Below are 16387 nucleotides of genomic sequence, written 5' to 3' on the forward strand. Positions count from 1 at the left end.
GGCAATAAACCGCGCGAAGGCCGCTAGGCCTTCGCGCAAGTTTCAAGAAGAAGAGATGCGATCGCAGCCAAAAGCGGGAACGCATCGAACAACCGGTGGGAGGTGGCCTTGCTGCGCTACGTGCTAACCCGATTTGCCATCTGGATTCCGTCCGTTCTGGTGGTGATGCTGGCCGTTTACGCGCTGGCCTTCTATGGCGCCGGTGATCCGATCAAGCTGATCTTCCTGCGCGCGCCGGGCGATGTCGCCTATAATCCGCAGCGCATCGAAGCCATTCGCGAAAGTGCCGGCCTCAACAAGCCCTTCATCGTCCAGTTCGGCCTTTACATCTGGAACCTGCTGCACGGCCAGTTCGGCAATTCGCTGACATCAGGCCGCTCCGTCTGGGCAATGGTCTCGGCTGCCGCACCCGTCTCCTTCCAGCTTGCCCTCTGTTCCATCATCCTGACCGCCGTCGTTGCGATCCCGCTCGGCATGATCGCCGCGCTCAACCAGAATTCGCGCATCGACTATGCCATTCTGGGCTCCGCACTCTTCCTCTGGGCGATCCCGGCCTATGTCGCCGGTCCACTGCTGATGGTCGGCCTCATCGTGCTGCTGCCGGGTGCGAGCGTGCCCTACGGCTGGGGCGGCATATTCGATGTCCGTATCCTGCTGCCGCTGCTTGTGCTTTCCTTCCAGCCGATCGCGCTGATCGTGCGTCAGACGCGTGCCGCCGTCATCGAGGTCCTGTCGGAGGATTTCGTCCGGACCGCCCGCGCCAAGGGTGTGCCCGAGATCATCGTGGCGCTCCGCCATATCCTGCGGCCGGTGCTGACTCCCGTGGTCACGCAGCTCGGCCTGATCATGATCACCATCGTCAACGGCGCGATCTTCGTCGAACTCGTCTTCGGCCTGCCGGGTCTCGGCCGGTTGACCGTGCAGGCGCTGATCAATTCCGATTATCCCGTCATTCTGGCGATCACACTGATCGGGTCGTTCCTGGTGATGGTGTCGAACCTCCTGGTGGATGTGCTCTATCCGCTGCTCGATCCGCGCGCCAATGATTCAAGAAGGAGCCGCTGACCATGTCCGCCATCCCTCTTTCCACCCTCGAAACCGTTGAAGAACCGGTCAGCCTGTGGCGCGACGCCTGGTATCGGCTGAAGCGCAATCGGCTCGCCATCTTCGGCCTCGTCGTCGTCGTGATCCTCGCCTTCACGGCGATCTTCGGGCCTTACCTCACGCCCTATGATTATCTGAGCCAGGATCTCAACGCCCGCAACGTCCTGCCGTCGATGAGCCACCTCTTCGGAACCGACGATCTCGGCCGCGACGTCTTCAGCCGTGTGGTCTTCGGCACGCGCACCGCTTTCCTCGTCGCCGTCATCGTCACCGTCTTTGCCGTGCTGATCGGTCTCGTGCTCGGTGCCGTCGCCGGTTTCTTCGGCAATCCGTTCGATCGGGCCATCATGTGGCTGACCGACGTGACGATGTCGGTTCCCAACCTGCTGCTCGTCGTCGTCATCAACGCCTCGCTGAAGTCGCCGATCAGCAAATGGATGGAGGCGCGTTACCTCGCGACCCTCAATCCCTTCTACCGCGAAACCATGTGGGTGGATTTCATCCTTGTCTTCGGCTCGATGGCGCTGATCTCCTGGCCGCCTTACGCCCGTCTCGTCCGCGCCCAGGTGCTGTCAATCCGCAGCCGGCCCTATATCACCGCGGCCCAGGCGCTCGGCCTGTCGAACTGGATCATCATCAAGCGTTATGTCATTCCGAATGCGCTGGGGCCGTTGATCGTCTCGGTCAGCGCCGGTCTCGGCACGGCGATGGTGCTGGAAAGCGCTTTCAGTTTCCTTGGCGTCGGGGTCAATCCGCCGACGCCGAGCTGGGGCAACATGATCTCGGACGGCCTGCGTGTCTGGCAGCATTATCCGCATCTTCTCGCCGCTCCGGCGGCCGTGCTTGGCCTTGCCTCGGTTGCCTTCAGCTTCCTTGGCGACGGTCTCAACGACGCGCTCAATCCGCGGGGCAGCAAATGATGGATACGAAAAGCACCAACCGCCTGCTCGATGTCAGGGGCCTCACCGTCGAAATCGATGGCCGCAACGGCCCCGCCGTGGTGGTCGACGGCATCGATCTGCATGTCGACAGAGGCGAGACCCTCGGCGTCGTCGGCGAATCCGGCTGCGGCAAGAGCCTGACGATGCTGAGCCTGATGCGGCTACTGCCAAACAAGATCAAGGTCACCAGGGGATCGGCGACGTTCGACGGCCGCGACCTGCAGACGATGTCGAATAGAGAGCTGCGCAAGGTGCGCGGCGGCGATATCGGCTTCGTCTTCCAGGATCCGATGACCTCGCTCAATCCGGTGATGCGCGTCGGCGACCAGATCTGCGAACCGCTGATCTATCACCGCGGAATGAAAAAGGCGGAGGCCCGCAGACGTGCCGTCGAGCTTCTGCGGCTGGTCGGCATTCCCGGCCCGGAAGAACGGCTGCAGGCCTATCCGCACGAACTTTCCGGCGGCATGCGCCAGCGCGTGATGATCGCAATCGGCCTTGCCTGCAATCCGAAGCTTTTGATTGCCGACGAGCCGACAACGGCGCTCGACGTCACCATTCAGGCCCAGATCGTCGATCTGATGAAGGATCTCAGGGCCAAGCTCGGCATGTCGGTCGTCTGGATCACCCACGACCTGGCGCTGATCGCCGGCCTCGTCGATCGCGTCGCCGTCCTTTATGCCGGCACGGTGGTCGAAGATGCGCCGGTCGACGAGCTCTATGCCCGCCCGAGCCATCCCTATACGCGCGGCCTGCTGTCATCGATCCCGAAGCTCTCGGACCCGCCGGCAAGCCGGCTGAGCTCGATCGGCGGCACGCCGCCGGAGCCCGGCCGCCGGCCGAAGGGATGCCCGTTTGCGCCACGCTGCCCGCTTGCCGAAAACATCTGCCACGAAAAGGTGCCGCAGCTCGAACCGCTGAGCGGCAGCAGCAATCACCGCGCCGCCTGTTTCGTCGTCCAGAGAATGCAGGAAGCCGCATGATGGGTGCTCAACCGCTGCTCAAGATCGAAAACCTGGTTAAGCATTTCCACGTCAAGCTCGGCGCCTTCGGTGAGCGTTCGGCAACGGTCTATGCGCTCGACAATGTCAATCTCGACATCATGGAAGGCGAGACGCTGAGCCTCGTCGGCGAATCCGGCTGCGGCAAGTCGACGACCGGTTTCACCATTCTCAACCTCTACAAGGCGACCAGCGGCAAGGTCGTCTACAAGGGCCAGGATCTGGCGACGCTCGACGAAAAACAGATGCGGCCCTTCCGCCGCGACCTGCAGATCGTCTTCCAGGATCCGTATTCGACACTCAATCCGCGCATGACGGTGGGCGAGGCGATCGGCGAGCCGATCCTCTTCCACAAGCTCTGCACCAAGGCGGAACTGAAGGAGAGGGTGGCGACGCTGCTCACCGATGTCGGCCTGTCCACGCGGTTTGCCCAGCGTTACCCGCACGAGCTGTCCGGCGGCCAGCGCCAGCGCGTCGTCATCGCCCGCGCGCTCGCCTGCCAGCCGAAATTCATCGTCTGCGACGAGGCGATTTCGGCGCTCGACGTGTCGATCCAGGCACAGATCATCAACCTGCTGCTCGATCTGCAGGAAAAATACGGGCTGACCTATCTGTTCATCGCCCATGATCTCGCGGTCGTGCGCCATATCAGCACCCGTGTCGGCGTCATGTATCTCGGGCGGCTCGCCGAACTTGCCACCCGCGAAGAACTCTTCGACAATCCGCTGCACCCCTATACCAGGGCGCTGCTGTCGGCGGTTCCGGAGACCGATCCGGAGCATGAGCGCACTCGCCAGCGCCAGATCCTACAAGGCGACGTGCCGAGCCCGCTGAACCCGCCGTCGGGCTGCCGTTTCCACACGCGTTGCCCGATCGCCATGGATGTATGCAGCAAGCTCATTCCCGCTTGGAAGGAGGCCACGGCCGGCCATCTCGTCGCCTGCCACGCCGTCAATACCGGACAGGTTGCATGACGCTGAAAGCCGCCATCATTGCCGACGATCTGACGGGCGCGCTCGATACCGGCACGCCCTTCGTCGCGGCCGGCCTTTCCGTTGCGGTCGCCGTCGATGTCGAGGCGGCGCAGCAGGCCTTTGCCACCGGCTGCGATGTCGTCGTCGTCAACACTGCCTCGCGCGCGCTCGGCGAGCGTGAGGCCGCCGAAAGGGTCCGGTCAGCGACGAAGGTGTTTCGTGAGGTGAAGCCCGGCGTCATCATGAAGAAGATCGACTCCCGCCTGAAGGGCAATGTCGCGGCGGAAAGCCTGGCGCTCGCGGATGCGCTCGGCCTGAAGAATATTCTTGTGGCGCCTGCCATTCCCGATCAAGAGCGCCTGACTTACCGAGGCTGTGTCGTCGGACGTGGCGTCAACAAACCGCTGCCCATCGCCAAGTTGTTCGAGGGCAGCGCAGACAATGTTGTCGTTGCGGATGCTGAGGACGATACTGATCTCGACCGGATCGTCGAAGGTCATGACTGGCTGAAGACGCTTGCGGTCGGTGCGCGCGGCCTCGGCGCGGCGCTCGCCCGCTGGCTCGGCGAAGCGGGGCGGCCGGTGACGGAATTTGCGGCGACCCAGCGCACGCTGTTTGCCTTTGGCTCGCGCGATCCAATTACGACTGCCCAGATGAACCGGCTCGAAGCCTCGGGCGCCTTGCGTATGGTAGTGGACGCACCGATGGGCGAGATCGAATGCGGCGAGGGCCTGGCACTGCCGGCGCTGCTGCGCTGCAACGGCGATCTGGCGGCCGATGCGGGGCTTGTCGCCAGCCGCTTTGCGACAGGGGTCAAAACGGTGATCGACGACACCAAGCCCGATATGCTGATGGTTGGCGGCGGCGATACGGCGCTTGCCGTTTTTCAAGCGCTTGGTGTCAGGGTGCTGACGCCGAAGGGCGAGATCGAGGCCGGCGTTCCGTGGTTTGACGTCACGGCCGCCGACGGGCGGCATTTTCGGTGCGCCGTCAAGTCGGGGGGCTTCGGCAGACCCGATAGTTTGCTAAAACTGGTTCTTCGGAATCAGGCGGCATAGAACAGGATGATTTTAGGCCGAGCCGGTAATCATCCTGTTCTAAATTCTATAGTTGGAGCATGATGCCGAAAACCGCTCACACTTTTCGGCATCATGCTCTAGTAAGATACCGTCGGGGAGAATGACGTGGTTGAAGTGAATGGCGAATCTTTGAACGCGGAAGCCGGCCCGCCGGGCAAGCCGGAACGCGGCAAGGCCGTCAAACTGGTCGATCGCGTCTTCGACCAATTGCTTGAGCGTATCCGCGGCGGAAACTATCCGCCGGATTCCCGTCTTCCCGGCGAACATGAACTTGCCTCGATGCTGGGTGTTTCCAGGCCCATCGTTCGCGATGCGCTGGCCCGCCTGCGCGATCAGGGCATGGTCTATGCCCGGCAGGGCGCCGGCACCTTCGTCAGCGCGCATGGGTCGCCGACGACGCAGCTTGCCTATTCGCCGGTCAAGACGATCGCCGACATTCAGCGCTGCTACGAATTTCGCCTGACCATTGAGCCGGCCGCCGCCTATTTCGCCGCCAAACGCCGCAACGAGCAGGCGATCCAGAAGATTGCCAGCGCGCTTGCCGATCTGCGCGAGGCGACCAGCCATCAGCTTCATCGCACCGACGCCGATTTCATCTTCCATCGCGCGGTGACCGAGGCTGCTAATAATCACTATTACACGGCCTCGATCGATGCGCTGAAAGCCCATATCGCCGTTGGTATGCATCTCCACGGCCTCTCGCTGCTTGGTCCCCGCCAGGGGCTGGAGCAGGTCTATGAAGAGCATAACGCCATCTACAAGGCGATCGCCGATGGCCGGCCTGACGACGCGCAAAGACTGATGAAGGCGCATCTCGAAGGTTCCCGCGATCGTCTGTTCGAAGGCAGGGCGCTCGACCTGTCCTTCTGAAGCACGTCCGCGGGCAGACAAGCGCACCTTCGCTCAAGCTGCCCGGATCGTCGGGATGCCGGAGACGTCCACCTCCCGTTCGGCGTGCCAAGCATCATAGGCAGCCTGCATTCGTAGCCATATTGCGGGACCATCACCGAACAATTTCCCAAGCCGAGCAGCGACATTGGGCGACACTGGCTTCTTCTCATTCAGAATATCGTAGAGTTGCTGACGCGAGATTCCGAGCAGATTGGAGATTTCCACCTTGGTTTTTCCCGTTGCGGGGATGATGTCCTCAAGCAGTGCTCCAGGATGGGAAGGGCAGCGCGTCGTCGGCCTCGTCGTTTCATATACGGGCATTAAGTCATTCCCCAGTCCGAGCCGCCTCAGTGATATTGCTCGAAATCGACGCGGGCGGCATCGTTGCCGTCGAACTCGAATGTAATGCACCAGGGTCCGTTGACATGAACGGTGTACCGGGTGGGATGATGACCCTTCAGGCCATGGAAGTCGAACCCCGGGAGGTTCATGTCATCAGGCTTTTCGGCCTGTTCCAGGCGGTCGAGCCGGATCAGAATGCGCTTTTGCAGCTTGGCATCGATCTTTGCAGTTTTGCCTGTCTCAAAAAGATCTGCCAGAGCTTTGTTTCTGAACGACTTGATCATGATCGATTTGTAAACTTTTAGCTGACATGTGTCAATATTTAGCTTACAAGCAGAATGATAGGATCACATCGACCTTTTGGTGCCAGAGATCGATTGTCAGCCGGATTTCTGCTTCTTAATGATGCTGATGTTGCCGCTCACTTCGAGGATTGCGAATTTGATCTCCGTCACGCTCTCGATGCCTTCCTGGCTTCGCGCTGCTTGCATGACATCTTCCTTCTGCAGGCGGGCTCCTTTGAGCGCGCGTTCGTCGTAGACGCCATCCGTCACGAGAACGGTTGGAACACCATCGACGATATGCGCCGCGCGAGGCCACCACCTCTTGACGTAGGAAAGGCCGATGTCGGTCGTAAACAGCGTCAGGATCAAGACGACGGCGTTGGTGATCGAGAAGTCATCGCCCAGCATCGCCTGCTGCGTGGTTTCGGAGATAACCAGCACGATGACCAGATCGAACGGCGTCATCTGGGCCAGTGTCCGTCTTCCCGACAAACGGATGATCACGAGCAGCGTGAAATAAATTGCCAGTCCGCGTAATACCGCATCCACCGTGCTGCCCTCATGGAAAGATGAAAGTGGATTGGGCGCGAGTCTCCCCACCCATGCCGACGGTGGCGCGACGAGCGCCGGGGAGCTGTGTCTTCAGCCGGAACACGATCTGCGTCGACCCTGCCGGATCGGCGGGGAAGACATAACCTATCCGTCCCTCACGCGCGAAAGTCGCTTTTTGGGGCGGGTCGATGCCTTGGATCGAGAACGTTTGAAGAAAGGCGGCATCGATCGTGAACACCCTGTCTTCGGATGACGGAATGAATTTCACCGTCATATCCTCGGGCGCATTCCATCGGGAGATCACGGGAAAATCCACGGAGCCATCGGGCAATAGGAGTGTTTGCCGTGAAAATGGACCGCCCCTTCCGAGCAAGCCCAGCAAGCTGGTCGCCAGAAGAAGCGTAAACACCACCCAGGAAATGCGTTGAACGGCCCAGAACCGTTGCTGGAATTCGCTATGATCAATCACGCCTTCCGGCAGTGCGGGCGATTTATGCATTTTTCCCATGCCCGCTCCTTCAGCGTTTCGCGGAGAACTTTGCGCGGAGGCAAAAGTTCCCGATGATGACGGGGCGGGTGCCGTGTACATCGGATGTGCAGCAGTCCAGGCGTCTTCGCCGATCAAGGGAACGAAGCGCACACCGCCGAGATCTTCGTCCTCGAACGCGGTTGCCCCAGTGCGCGTGATGCGTTTCAGCCGCTGTTCTTCACCGCGGCCGACCGGGATGATGAGCCTGCCTCCGAGGCCCAGCTGTTCTTTCAACGCGGTCGGCACCTGGGGGGCGCTCGCAGAAACGATAATGGCATTGAACGGGGCGGCGTCCGGCCAGCCTTTGCTGCCATCGCCCACGCGAACGTCTATGTTGCGGTATCCGAGTTTCTCGAACCGTTCGCTGGCCTGAAGTGCCAGGCTTTCATGTCGCTCGATTGAATAGACCTGCCTTGCTATCCGGCTGATGAGGGCTGAAGCGTAGCCGGAGCCCGTTCCGACCTCGAGCACTTTGTCGCCGGCATCCAGCTTGGCCTTTTCGAGCATCAGGGCCACAATGAATGGTTGCGAGATTGTCTGGCCCTCGCCGATCGACAGCGGTGCATCTTCATAGGCGAATTCCTCGCAGCCGGGAGCGACGAATTTTTCGCGTGGCACCGTGCGCATCGCCGCGGTGACGTTTTGATCGCGAATGCCACGACGCGTAACGTGGTGCTCCACCATGTGATCTCGGATGCGCGTCATATCCATGGATCAGTTCCACTGTCCCGATCGCATCTTGGCAAACTTCCGGGCGGTGCAGAATGTAAAACAAATCGGCGACCGGGGAGTTCCTTGGATCGGCAGGTTTTGGCACGCGGCGAGGCTGTCAAATTCGATGCCCGATACGTTGGGGAACGCTTCTCCGATCCGATTCAAGGGTGCTCAACAGGTCTTTTCTTCCGAGACCCGTCATTGCGGTGCTTTTGCTCGGTCCATGTTGGTAACTTAGTGTGAAGAGCGAAGTTCGACAGGCATGTGCAAATCAGGAAGCCTGGCATGAACATCTTCTTCGAGAGATGGGGGCATCGGCGCCCGAAGCCGTTCTTTAAGGATCAGTGCGAGGAACTGGTTGGCAGCCGACATCGGCGCCATCGTGTGGGGCTCGAGGCCTGAGAAATACCGAATTTTCCTTTCTAAGGGGAAGCTCCCACAGACTCCGTGAGACAGCTCCCTGGTACTTACGACACCGCCTAACTCGGCAAGGCGTCATGCCCGCCGGCGGCTCTTTGAACCAAGCGCGCAACCACCTCGGTGCGGTTCTGCGCCTGCAACTTGCGCATTATATGTTGCAAATGCATCTTCACCGTATGCCCCGACAAATTGAGTTTTCCCGCAATGACCTTGTTTGAGCAGCCGCATTGCAACTCTGCGAGGATATCCGTCTCCCGGGGAGTGAAATCGGCAATCGCCAAGTACTGCGTCCTATCATCCAAGCTTTTTTCGGCCTCATTTCTCGGCGGGCTATGCTCGCTCGAGCCTGCTGTAACAGCGCCCAATAGCTGTGGGAAAAATGTTCCTCCTGCCAGGACGAGACGAAGACCGGCAAGGGCAATGTCAACGGGCAGTGAAGTCGAGAAAAAGCCGCGGATGCCCATCTTGAGCGCCTGACGGGCTATGATGGCGTCATCCGTATCTGAGAGCAAAGTGATCGGAACCTCAGGAAAACGCGCGGCAATTGCCGCGAGATCATCACGCAGGCTGGCGCTCTCGACACCTCTGCCGGCCAGATCCAATGCAATCAAACGCACCTCAGCTCCAAGAGCTCGATCGAGACTCTCGATAGAGATCAAATCTATAAAGTTCCACCCAGCAAATTCACCCTGAAGAAGCTTCACCACGGTCGTGCGCGCCAAGGTAGAGTGCTCAATGATGATCACAGTTGGTGCATTGCGCCCCATACGGCGCTTAGGTCTAGCAATATCGGACACTTGCGTGCTCCCCAGAATTTGCAACGCAACAGTTGTTCATATTATTCCTCTTCTCACTACATGTCATGATAAAAAGCGAGTGTATTATTGATATCAATAGTCTGATCTCTCATGATAATTCTTATAGTCTATAAGATTTCATCGATAGATAACTGGGCTTGCGGAGAACATTGAAGAGCTTGTTCATGAGGGCCTGCTGGTTCGACTTGTCGCTGCAGATTTTCCAGCCTTCGCTGAATTCACGTATGGCAAGCGGGTCAACAAAGCTTTCAAAGGCACTGAAAAGGCAACCGATCTGCCGCAGAACCATTGAGGAAAGAGCCATTGGATATAACAAGCTGGCGATCGGCTCGGCTTTGTTTCCATATCTCAATGCAAAGCGGTCGCAGATCCCGACAGCAAAACGACAAAGGCGAAAAGCAACAAAATTACAAGTTTACCGATTACCCGTTATGATTAGTGAAACTACGCTCTAATGACGCATTAATACCAGTTGCCATCGTTCTCACTCAGGCAACACCGCCCTCCGGCACAGTCAGACGCCGGCCAGAGGCAACGGCGTCTGGCGGCATAAATCGGCGACGATGCGGATGAGGGCAGGGTGGGATGTTCGGTGTCTCGGTCCGTTCCGTGCCATATCGGCCCAAGAGACGAAAGCCGGGCGGAGGACGCGCTTCAACATATGGCTTGAAAAATGACACGAAGCACAGGCTCGTGCAGTTGGACCTTTGCAATGCAAGAGAGTCTGTCCGCTAGCTATGCATGAAGCTCAGAATGTCGTCGACGAGAGCCGAATGGGCGTCGGTGAGGTTGCCCTCTCCGCCGTGGCCGGCGATGCCGGCCAACTGGAGCGCATGCTGGTCGTAGAGAACATGATCGATCTGCTGGGCGTCCGCGGTCCCACCGGCGGGAACGGCAATGTTGATGGGATGGAAATAGCCGAAATTGACGTCGACCATGCTGCCGGTTGACGATCCGACCCCGCCGCCTCCGCCCGCATGGTTGCCGGTGAAAATCGTGTCCGACGACAGGTTGAAGCCACCGCCATTGCCGCCGATGCCTGCGATCTGCACAGTGCCCTGATCGAAAATGACATTGTTTGTCTGATGAGCCTCAGCCGAGCCGCCTGCGGCGCCCACGGCGATGTTGATCGGGGAGAAGATGGCAATACTCACGTCGACCATGCTGCCGACGAAATATCCATCGCCGCCGTGGCCCGCATAAAAGTCGCCGGTCAATGTGAGCGCAGTTCCCGGGCTCATCGACGAACCGTGGCTCGCGACGTTATGGTCTCCGCCCGAACCGCCCATGCCGCCGATTTGGGTCGCGCCCTGCAGGAACAGTGCGTTGTTCGATTGCTCGGCGTGAGCCTCCGCGCCGGGGCCTGCAGCCACGGCGGTATTGACCGGGGCAAACAGCGCGACTTCGGTGCTGACGAGCCCGCCATAGAAGAGGCCATTGCCCCCGGTGCCGGCATGATTGCCGCCATCGCCGCTGCCGATTGCAACATTGCCGCTTCCACCATTCCCGCCTATCCCCGCCATTTCGGTGGGATGCTGATTGATGAGCGCGTCGTTTCCCTGGAAGGCGTCGGCACCCGAATGAGGTCCCGCAATGGCGGCATTGGACGGCGTGAAGACGGCCAGTGCGTTGCTGCTGATCACGCCTTCGCTGATCCCGTCACCACCGCTGCCGGCGGAATTATGGCTCGGACCGGAAGCGACATCCAATGGAAGCCAAGTCGGCACCAGCGCCAGATGTCCCGCGGCCACGTTGGAGGCGAGGTGTTGATCGGTGCCCGTCTTGGGCAGGTCTTCCGATAAGGGACGAGTTTCCGCCATTACGGTCTCCATTCGCGGGCGACTGCACGTCCACCGAGCACGCGGCGCTATGCAGCCTGAGTTGTTCAGGCATTGTGCATCTGAACGTGGGAAAAGCAGAGCCTGCAATTCGTCTACATCCTGTCGGCTAGTTCTGTAGCCATTTGGCTGTCATGGCCGCAACGCCTGTTGTGCGAATTAGCGACGCTAAATCCGCCTTTGGATCAAAGGCCCTGGCGTCGCTTCGACGAGGTCGCAGACAGGATCGTGACTATGCCACCCTGCACCAAATCGCTAAGTGCTAATCCAAATAACGCTCCGCTACATCCAAGTATACACCCGAATGAATGTCGCCGAATATCTAGATAGGCCACAGATTAAATCGCAGGCAATATTCGCCTGCGGTTGTATTGGCTGTGGTGACATGCTGGGACGCACACCGCAGGGGGACGCCGTAAAACGAACACGGATGAAACCAAGTAAAGGAGTGACATCAATGCCTATTCCACAGATATCCGACACGATTCACCTCAACAACCCGGATGCGGGCGATGCGAATGCCGGCAACGGCGGTGATGGCCACAACAATGGGAACATCAACTACAATCCGGTTGCGTATGTAGACCCCGTGCAAACGGTCTACGGGGCAGAGACCCATCTGCACAACGGCGATCACGTTTGGCAGAAGGCAGGTTGGGACGCCGGCAGTGGCGGAGACGGTGGCTTTGCTCAGGCCAAGAACGGCTTCCTGGCGGCGGTCACGAACAGCGGCGACGGCGGCGCGGGGGGCGATTCCCACTCCAACGGCAGCCAAGGAAACACGAGCGGCCACGACACGGCTTCGGTAGCTGCGGCTACGACCGCGACACAATATACGCAGCTCGTGGCCGATCAGCATGCCACCATCCTCGCAGGCGTCGGCGGCAACGGCGGCAACGGAAACAACGCTCTGGGCGGCGATATCTCGTCGGCTTTGGTTCACTCGGATCCCGAAACGACGACGGTGAACAATTCTCTCGATCACTTCATAAACGCCTTCGGCCATATCGACGTCGACCATCTCGGCTCATGAACTCTGACTCTGAGGGTCGCCGGTTTCGGCTGGCGACCCTCCTGAATTGCTGAATCAGCACGCAGCCTCTTCTTGTCAGAATCAAGTGCAGCGAGATCTGATAATGACAACGATTTCGATAAAGCCATTGCGCTCGCAGACACAGCTCGTTGTCGCGCTCCGAGCCTGTGCCGGAGCCTTCGGCTTGGTCTTCCTCTATAGCTGCGGCTATAATCTCTTTCTTCTCGCGCCGTCCATCTATCTCCTGCAGATCTATGACAGGGTCCTGTCGAGCAGAAGCGCCGACACGCTCCTGATGCTGACGATGATCATCGCCATCGCCGTCCTGGTCGGGTCCATGCTGGATATCGTGCGCAGGGCCGCTCTTTCGCGCATCGGCAGCTGGCTGGACCACAGGCTACGCCCCATGGTGCTCACCGCATCATTCGAATATGCCACGCGCGCCGATACGGGATCCGCCACGGAGTGCTACAGGGACCTGGCCGCATTACGCCAGTTTCTCGATTCACCGGCCAGCTCGCTTTTTTTTGACGTTCCCTGGGCGCCGGTATTCCTGCTCCTGCTGTTTCTCGTTCATCCGCTGCTCGGGACCATCGGCCTTTTGAGCGCAGTTGCACTTCTGCTGTTTGCGTTCCTGACGGAACTGGCGACGCGTGAGCCGCTTGCTCATGCCAATCTTGCCCTTTCGATGAGCTATCTCAGATTTGCGACCGCCCTCAAAAACCTCGAGGTCATCAGGGCCATGGGTATGCAGGATGGCGCGGCGCAGATCGTCTATCGCGATGCGGAAATGGCAAGAAGGGCGCAGGACATCGCGATGCATCGCACGGAGATCATTATTGGTTTCTCCAAATCGGTCCGCACGCTCGCGCAGATCCTCATGATGGGATCGGCGACATGGCTGGTGCTCATAAACAGCGGCAGTCCCGGGATCATCTTCGTTGCCAGCCTGCTGCTGGGGCGCGGGCTTGCACCCATCGAGGGCGCGATAGGCGCATGGCGCTCCTTTACCTTCGCGCGCAATGCCTTCCGTCGCTTGAACAGAATGCTGATAACAGTTGCTTCGGATCGCGACGGCCGAATGGTGCCGATGCCGGAGCCCAATGGCCTCATTCTAGATAATGTCAGCTATACCGTGCCTTTCGCCAATCGGCCGATATTGACAGGCATCACCTTGCGCCTCGCCCCAGGCGATTGCGTAGCGCTCATCGGTCCGTCGGGATCGGGAAAATCGACGCTCGGTCGCGTCATAGCAGGCGTTGTGCAGGCAACGAGCGGAAGCGCTCTTCTTGGTGGGGTGGATATCTCGGCTCTGCGCCTCTGCGGGGGCACCCGCCACGTCGGATACCTGCCGCAGGACATCGAACTTTTCGGCGGAGCCATCAAGGATGTGATCGGTCGGCTGGATGGTGGAGATCCCGGCAAGGCGATCGACGCCGCGAAGCTGGTTGGATTGCACGACGCGATCATGCGGCTACCCCAGGGCTATGAGACCGATATCGGTGAAGGTGGAAACCTGCTCCTTCGAGCCCAGCGCCAACAGCTGGGACTGGCACGGGCGGCCTATGGAAATCCATCTCTTATCGTTCTCGACGATCCGAATTCGAGCCTGGATTATGACGGCGAACGCATGCTGTTCAGGGCAATCGAGCGCATGAAATCCATGCGGATGACTGTCGTCATCATAACGCACCGGATGGGGATCCTGCCTGTTACCAACAAGATTGCCATCATCCGCGACGGGACAGTGGCTGCCTTCGGTGACAGTGAGCGGATTTATGAAACCTATCTTCAGCCGCCGGCTCGAACAGGAACATAGGGAAGGACGTTGCCGTGACCGTTGTTCAATTGAACCCAACTCCGGCGAGAATTTCCGATTCGTCAGGGGGGCAGCGCTTGCCTCAACGAACGACGGCGACATCAAGGCAACAGACGGTCTATTGGCCGGTGATCGAGGCGAAACAGCGCGGACCCGCCCCCCCTTCGCCCATGCCGGGACTCAGAGGCGTTGTCTGGACGGGCAACCTGTTGATCCTGGTCTTCATCGTCGGATTGGGGATCTGGTCGGTTCTGGCGCCGCTGAAAAGCGCTGCGATCGCATCGGGCATCATCGAACCGGAAACCAGCCGCAAGACCATTCAGCATCTGGAAGGCGGGATTGTGCGACGGATCCTCGTCAAAAACGGCGATGCTGTCATGGCCGGGCAAATCGTCATCGAGCTCGACGATACGAAGTCTCGCTCGGAGCGCGACAGCATTCAAGGGCAACTTTGGGAGGCCGAAGGAAGCCGCGCCCGCCTTGCTGCGGAGCAGACGGGCGGCGACCATGTCGCCTATCCCGGCAATCTCAGGGCAGCAATGGGCAAATACCCCTTGGTCGGCGCGATTCTGATCGGGCAACAGAAAATCTTCGAAGCCCGTCGCCAGGTCATGCAGGCGGAAATTCAGATCGCCAATGAAAAAATCGCGCAGGTGCGGCAGGAAATCGTCGGACTTGGCGCGCAGAAGGCGGCGCTGGCCGACAGAGCCGCGATCTCGCGGCAGGAACTGGATCAGGTTACGGCCCTCACCGCCAAAGGACTGGAAACAAGGAGCAGGCTTCTCAACCTCCAGCGGGAAAAGGCAGACCTTGATGGCCAGCAGGGTGAAGTAGACGCACAGATCTCCCGCGCCTACCAGGTGATCAGCGGGTCACAGGCCGATCTCGCAAAGCTCGAGAGCGACCGGTTGAGCGAAGTCGCCCAAGGCATGCGCGAGACGGAAAGCCGGATCATGCAACTGCGCGAGCGCTTGCGGGCGATCGACGACCAGCTTTCAAGGACCTATATCCGCGCTCCCGACGATGGAACGATCATGAATCTGCGCATCCACACGTCAGGCGGGGTGATCGGCGCGGGTGAGCCGCTCGTCGATCTCTTGCCACGCACCGATCGCCTTATCGTATCTGCCCATGTCAGGCCGGAAGACATCAATCTCGTCCGTGCGGGGCTTGAGGCGCAGGTTCACCTCCTTCCATACAATCAGCGGCGCGTGCCCCTCCTGAAGGGTCGGGTCGAGTATGTATCAGCGGACCGTCTCATCGATGCGCAGAGCGGTCAGCCCTATTTTGCCGCGACGATCCGCGTCACGGACGAGCGGTTGGCGAAAATGCGCGATGTCGAACTGGTCGCGGGCATGCCCGCACAGACGCTGATCGAAACGGGCAAAAGCAGCGTGGCGCTCTATGCTGTCAGACCACTTCTCGACAGTTTCAACAGAGCATTTCGTGAGGACTGAAGCGGTGATGGGCAAGAGGAAATTCGACGACGAGCAGATTACGATCATTCTGAAGGAGCACCAAGCCGGAGTGACGGTGGCGGATGTTTGCCACAAGCACGGCATCAGCGAGCCGACCTTCTATCGGTGGCAATCCCTGCAGTTTGGAAATGTCGGTCTTGAGGCCAAAAGGGTGCGAGCGCTGGAGGAAGAGAACCAGAAACTCAAGAAGCTTCTGGCCGAAGCCATGCTCTCGGCGGCAACGTTGAGCGAGATGCTGGCGAAGACATCGAAAGGGCGCAACTAAACATTGGGTTAGCGCAGCGCCGTATTTTGGACGAGGGAGCCTCTCCAAGCGGGCAAAGGGGTACGGCGTCAGCCGCCCGCCGTGGATGCGGTCCATCCGGCGCCGCCGTCGCGGCTGTTTTTCGTCCATCATCGCATCATAGCCGATCCGCGCGACCGGCATCGTCATTTTTTGACTGGTCGATGGCAGTGCCTGTGAAATCGGCCCGCTTGAAGAATTCGGTTTCCGTCGCCCCGGGCGCGAGGCGGCTAACGGTCACGCCGGAATCCTTCCTGCGGGAAGGGGATTTTTGGGATGGTCGAAAA

General features: G+C 59.7%; 15 protein-coding genes and 2 pseudogenes. 10 read left to right on the plus strand and 7 right to left on the minus strand.

All coding sequences use genetic code 11. From position 1 onward, the window contains the following. Positions 1-108 precede the first annotated feature (108 nt). The 6 genes from QMO82_RS01985 (at position 109) to QMO82_RS02010 (ending at position 5969) form a co-directional block, all read left to right on the plus strand. Positions 109-1065 carry an ABC transporter permease gene (locus tag QMO82_RS01985; protein ID WP_029875013.1) on the plus strand — a complete coding sequence of 319 codons (957 nt, stop codon included), beginning with the start codon at positions 109-111 and terminating at the stop codon, positions 1063-1065. Positions 1066-1067: 2 nt separating this feature from the next. Next, positions 1068-2024: an ABC transporter permease gene (locus QMO82_RS01990; protein ID WP_183610106.1), complete on the plus strand. Its 957-nt coding sequence runs from the start codon at positions 1068-1070 to the stop codon at positions 2022-2024. Further along, positions 2021-3028 (plus strand): ABC transporter ATP-binding protein, encoded by a 1008-nt coding sequence (locus QMO82_RS01995; RefSeq protein WP_183610105.1) that lies wholly within the window; start codon positions 2021-2023, stop codon positions 3026-3028. The genes QMO82_RS01990 and QMO82_RS01995 overlap by 4 nt, the downstream gene beginning before the upstream one ends. Beyond that, on the plus strand, positions 3028-4020 hold the full coding sequence (locus QMO82_RS02000; protein ID WP_277546021.1) for an ABC transporter ATP-binding protein: 993 nt from the start codon (positions 3028-3030) through the stop codon (positions 4018-4020). Before QMO82_RS01995 ends, QMO82_RS02000 begins: the two co-directional genes overlap by 1 nt. Further along, a complete protein-coding gene (locus QMO82_RS02005) occupies positions 4017-5078 on the plus strand; it encodes a four-carbon acid sugar kinase family protein (protein WP_183610103.1) in 1062 nt (353 codons plus the stop codon). The genes QMO82_RS02000 and QMO82_RS02005 overlap by 4 nt, the downstream gene beginning before the upstream one ends. Positions 5079-5204: 126 nt before the next feature. Further along, positions 5205-5969 (plus strand): FadR/GntR family transcriptional regulator, encoded by a 765-nt coding sequence (locus QMO82_RS02010; protein WP_097618512.1) that lies wholly within the window; start codon positions 5205-5207, stop codon positions 5967-5969. Positions 5970-6002: 33 nt separating this feature from the next. Here the strand turns inward: QMO82_RS02010 and QMO82_RS02015 are convergent, their stop codons facing one another. The 6 genes from QMO82_RS02015 to QMO82_RS02040 form a co-directional block, all read right to left on the minus strand. Next, positions 6003-6311 carry a HigA family addiction module antitoxin gene (locus QMO82_RS02015; RefSeq protein ID WP_183610102.1) on the minus strand — a complete coding sequence of 103 codons (309 nt, stop codon included), beginning with the start codon at positions 6309-6311 and terminating at the stop codon, positions 6003-6005. A gap of 26 nt (positions 6312-6337) precedes the next feature. Then, the gene (locus QMO82_RS02020) at positions 6338-6616 is read right to left on the minus strand and encodes a type II toxin-antitoxin system RelE/ParE family toxin (RefSeq protein WP_183610101.1); all 279 of its coding nucleotides are present in this window, start codon (positions 6614-6616) and stop codon (positions 6338-6340) included. A gap of 96 nt (positions 6617-6712) precedes the next feature. Continuing rightward, entirely contained in the window at positions 6713-7165 is a 453-nt protein-coding gene (locus tag QMO82_RS02025; RefSeq protein WP_183610100.1) for a DUF421 domain-containing protein, read from the minus strand. Positions 7166-7175: 10 nt separating this feature from the next. After that, on the minus strand, positions 7176-8408 hold the full coding sequence (locus QMO82_RS02030) for a protein-L-isoaspartate(D-aspartate) O-methyltransferase (protein WP_183610099.1): 1233 nt from the start codon (positions 8406-8408) through the stop codon (positions 7176-7178). 482 nt (positions 8409-8890) lie between these two features. After that, positions 8891-9652, minus strand: coding sequence for a response regulator transcription factor (locus tag QMO82_RS02035; RefSeq protein ID WP_183610098.1), 762 nt, complete (start codon positions 9650-9652; stop codon positions 8891-8893). 728 nt (positions 9653-10380) lie between these two features. Beyond that, positions 10381-11469: a hypothetical protein gene (locus QMO82_RS02040; protein WP_183610097.1), complete on the minus strand. Its 1089-nt coding sequence runs from the start codon at positions 11467-11469 to the stop codon at positions 10381-10383. A 475-nt stretch (positions 11470-11944) separates the two neighbouring features. On the opposite strand from QMO82_RS02040, the gene QMO82_RS02045 reads away from it, so the two are divergent. The 4 genes and pseudogenes from QMO82_RS02045 to QMO82_RS02060 form a co-directional block, all read left to right on the plus strand. After that, a complete protein-coding gene (locus QMO82_RS02045) occupies positions 11945-12520 on the plus strand; it encodes a PE-PGRS family protein (RefSeq protein ID WP_183610096.1) in 576 nt (191 codons plus the stop codon). 103 nt (positions 12521-12623) lie between these two features. Beyond that, positions 12624-14339 carry a type I secretion system permease/ATPase gene (locus QMO82_RS02050; protein ID WP_183610095.1) on the plus strand — a complete coding sequence of 572 codons (1716 nt, stop codon included), beginning with the start codon at positions 12624-12626 and terminating at the stop codon, positions 14337-14339. A gap of 14 nt (positions 14340-14353) precedes the next feature. Next, a complete protein-coding gene (locus tag QMO82_RS02055) occupies positions 14354-15796 on the plus strand; it encodes an HlyD family type I secretion periplasmic adaptor subunit (protein ID WP_183610094.1) in 1443 nt (480 codons plus the stop codon). A gap of 7 nt (positions 15797-15803) precedes the next feature. Then, positions 15804-16061, plus strand: a pseudogene (locus QMO82_RS02060) (transposase); the annotation flags it as partial. A 144-nt stretch (positions 16062-16205) separates the two neighbouring features. Here QMO82_RS02060 and QMO82_RS02065 read toward each other — a convergent pair. Further along, positions 16206-16353 (minus strand): annotated as a pseudogene (locus tag QMO82_RS02065) (oxidoreductase); the annotation flags it as partial. Between the last annotated feature and the right edge of the window lie 34 nt (positions 16354-16387).

Source organism: Rhizobium sp. BT04 (assembly GCF_030053135.1).
In the GTDB taxonomy this organism is placed as follows: Bacteria; Pseudomonadota; Alphaproteobacteria; order Rhizobiales; family Rhizobiaceae; genus Rhizobium; species Rhizobium binxianense.

Excerpts from the sequence above, each read along its gene's own strand:
- QMO82_RS01990 (WP_183610106.1), top strand. The coding sequence starts at position 1,068 with ATGTCCGCCATCCCTCTTTCCACCCTCGAAACCGTTGAAGAACCGGTC.
- QMO82_RS01995 (WP_183610105.1), top strand. The coding sequence starts at position 2,021 with ATGATGGATACGAAAAGCACCAACCGCCTGCTCGATGTCAGGGGCCTC.
- QMO82_RS02000 (WP_277546021.1), top strand. The coding sequence starts at position 3,028 with ATGGGTGCTCAACCGCTGCTCAAGATCGAAAACCTGGTTAAGCATTTC.
- QMO82_RS02005 (WP_183610103.1), top strand. The coding sequence starts at position 4,017 with ATGACGCTGAAAGCCGCCATCATTGCCGACGATCTGACGGGCGCGCTC.
- QMO82_RS02015 (WP_183610102.1), bottom strand. The coding sequence starts at position 6,311 with ATGCCCGTATATGAAACGACGAGGCCGACGACGCGCTGCCCTTCCCAT.
- QMO82_RS02020 (WP_183610101.1), bottom strand. The coding sequence starts at position 6,616 with ATGATCAAGTCGTTCAGAAACAAAGCTCTGGCAGATCTTTTTGAGACA.
- QMO82_RS02030 (WP_183610099.1), bottom strand. The coding sequence starts at position 8,408 with ATGGATATGACGCGCATCCGAGATCACATGGTGGAGCACCACGTTACG.
- QMO82_RS02040 (WP_183610097.1), bottom strand. The coding sequence starts at position 11,469 with ATGGCGGAAACTCGTCCCTTATCGGAAGACCTGCCCAAGACGGGCACC.
- QMO82_RS02045 (WP_183610096.1), top strand. The coding sequence starts at position 11,945 with ATGCCTATTCCACAGATATCCGACACGATTCACCTCAACAACCCGGAT.
- QMO82_RS02050 (WP_183610095.1), top strand. The coding sequence starts at position 12,624 with ATGACAACGATTTCGATAAAGCCATTGCGCTCGCAGACACAGCTCGTT.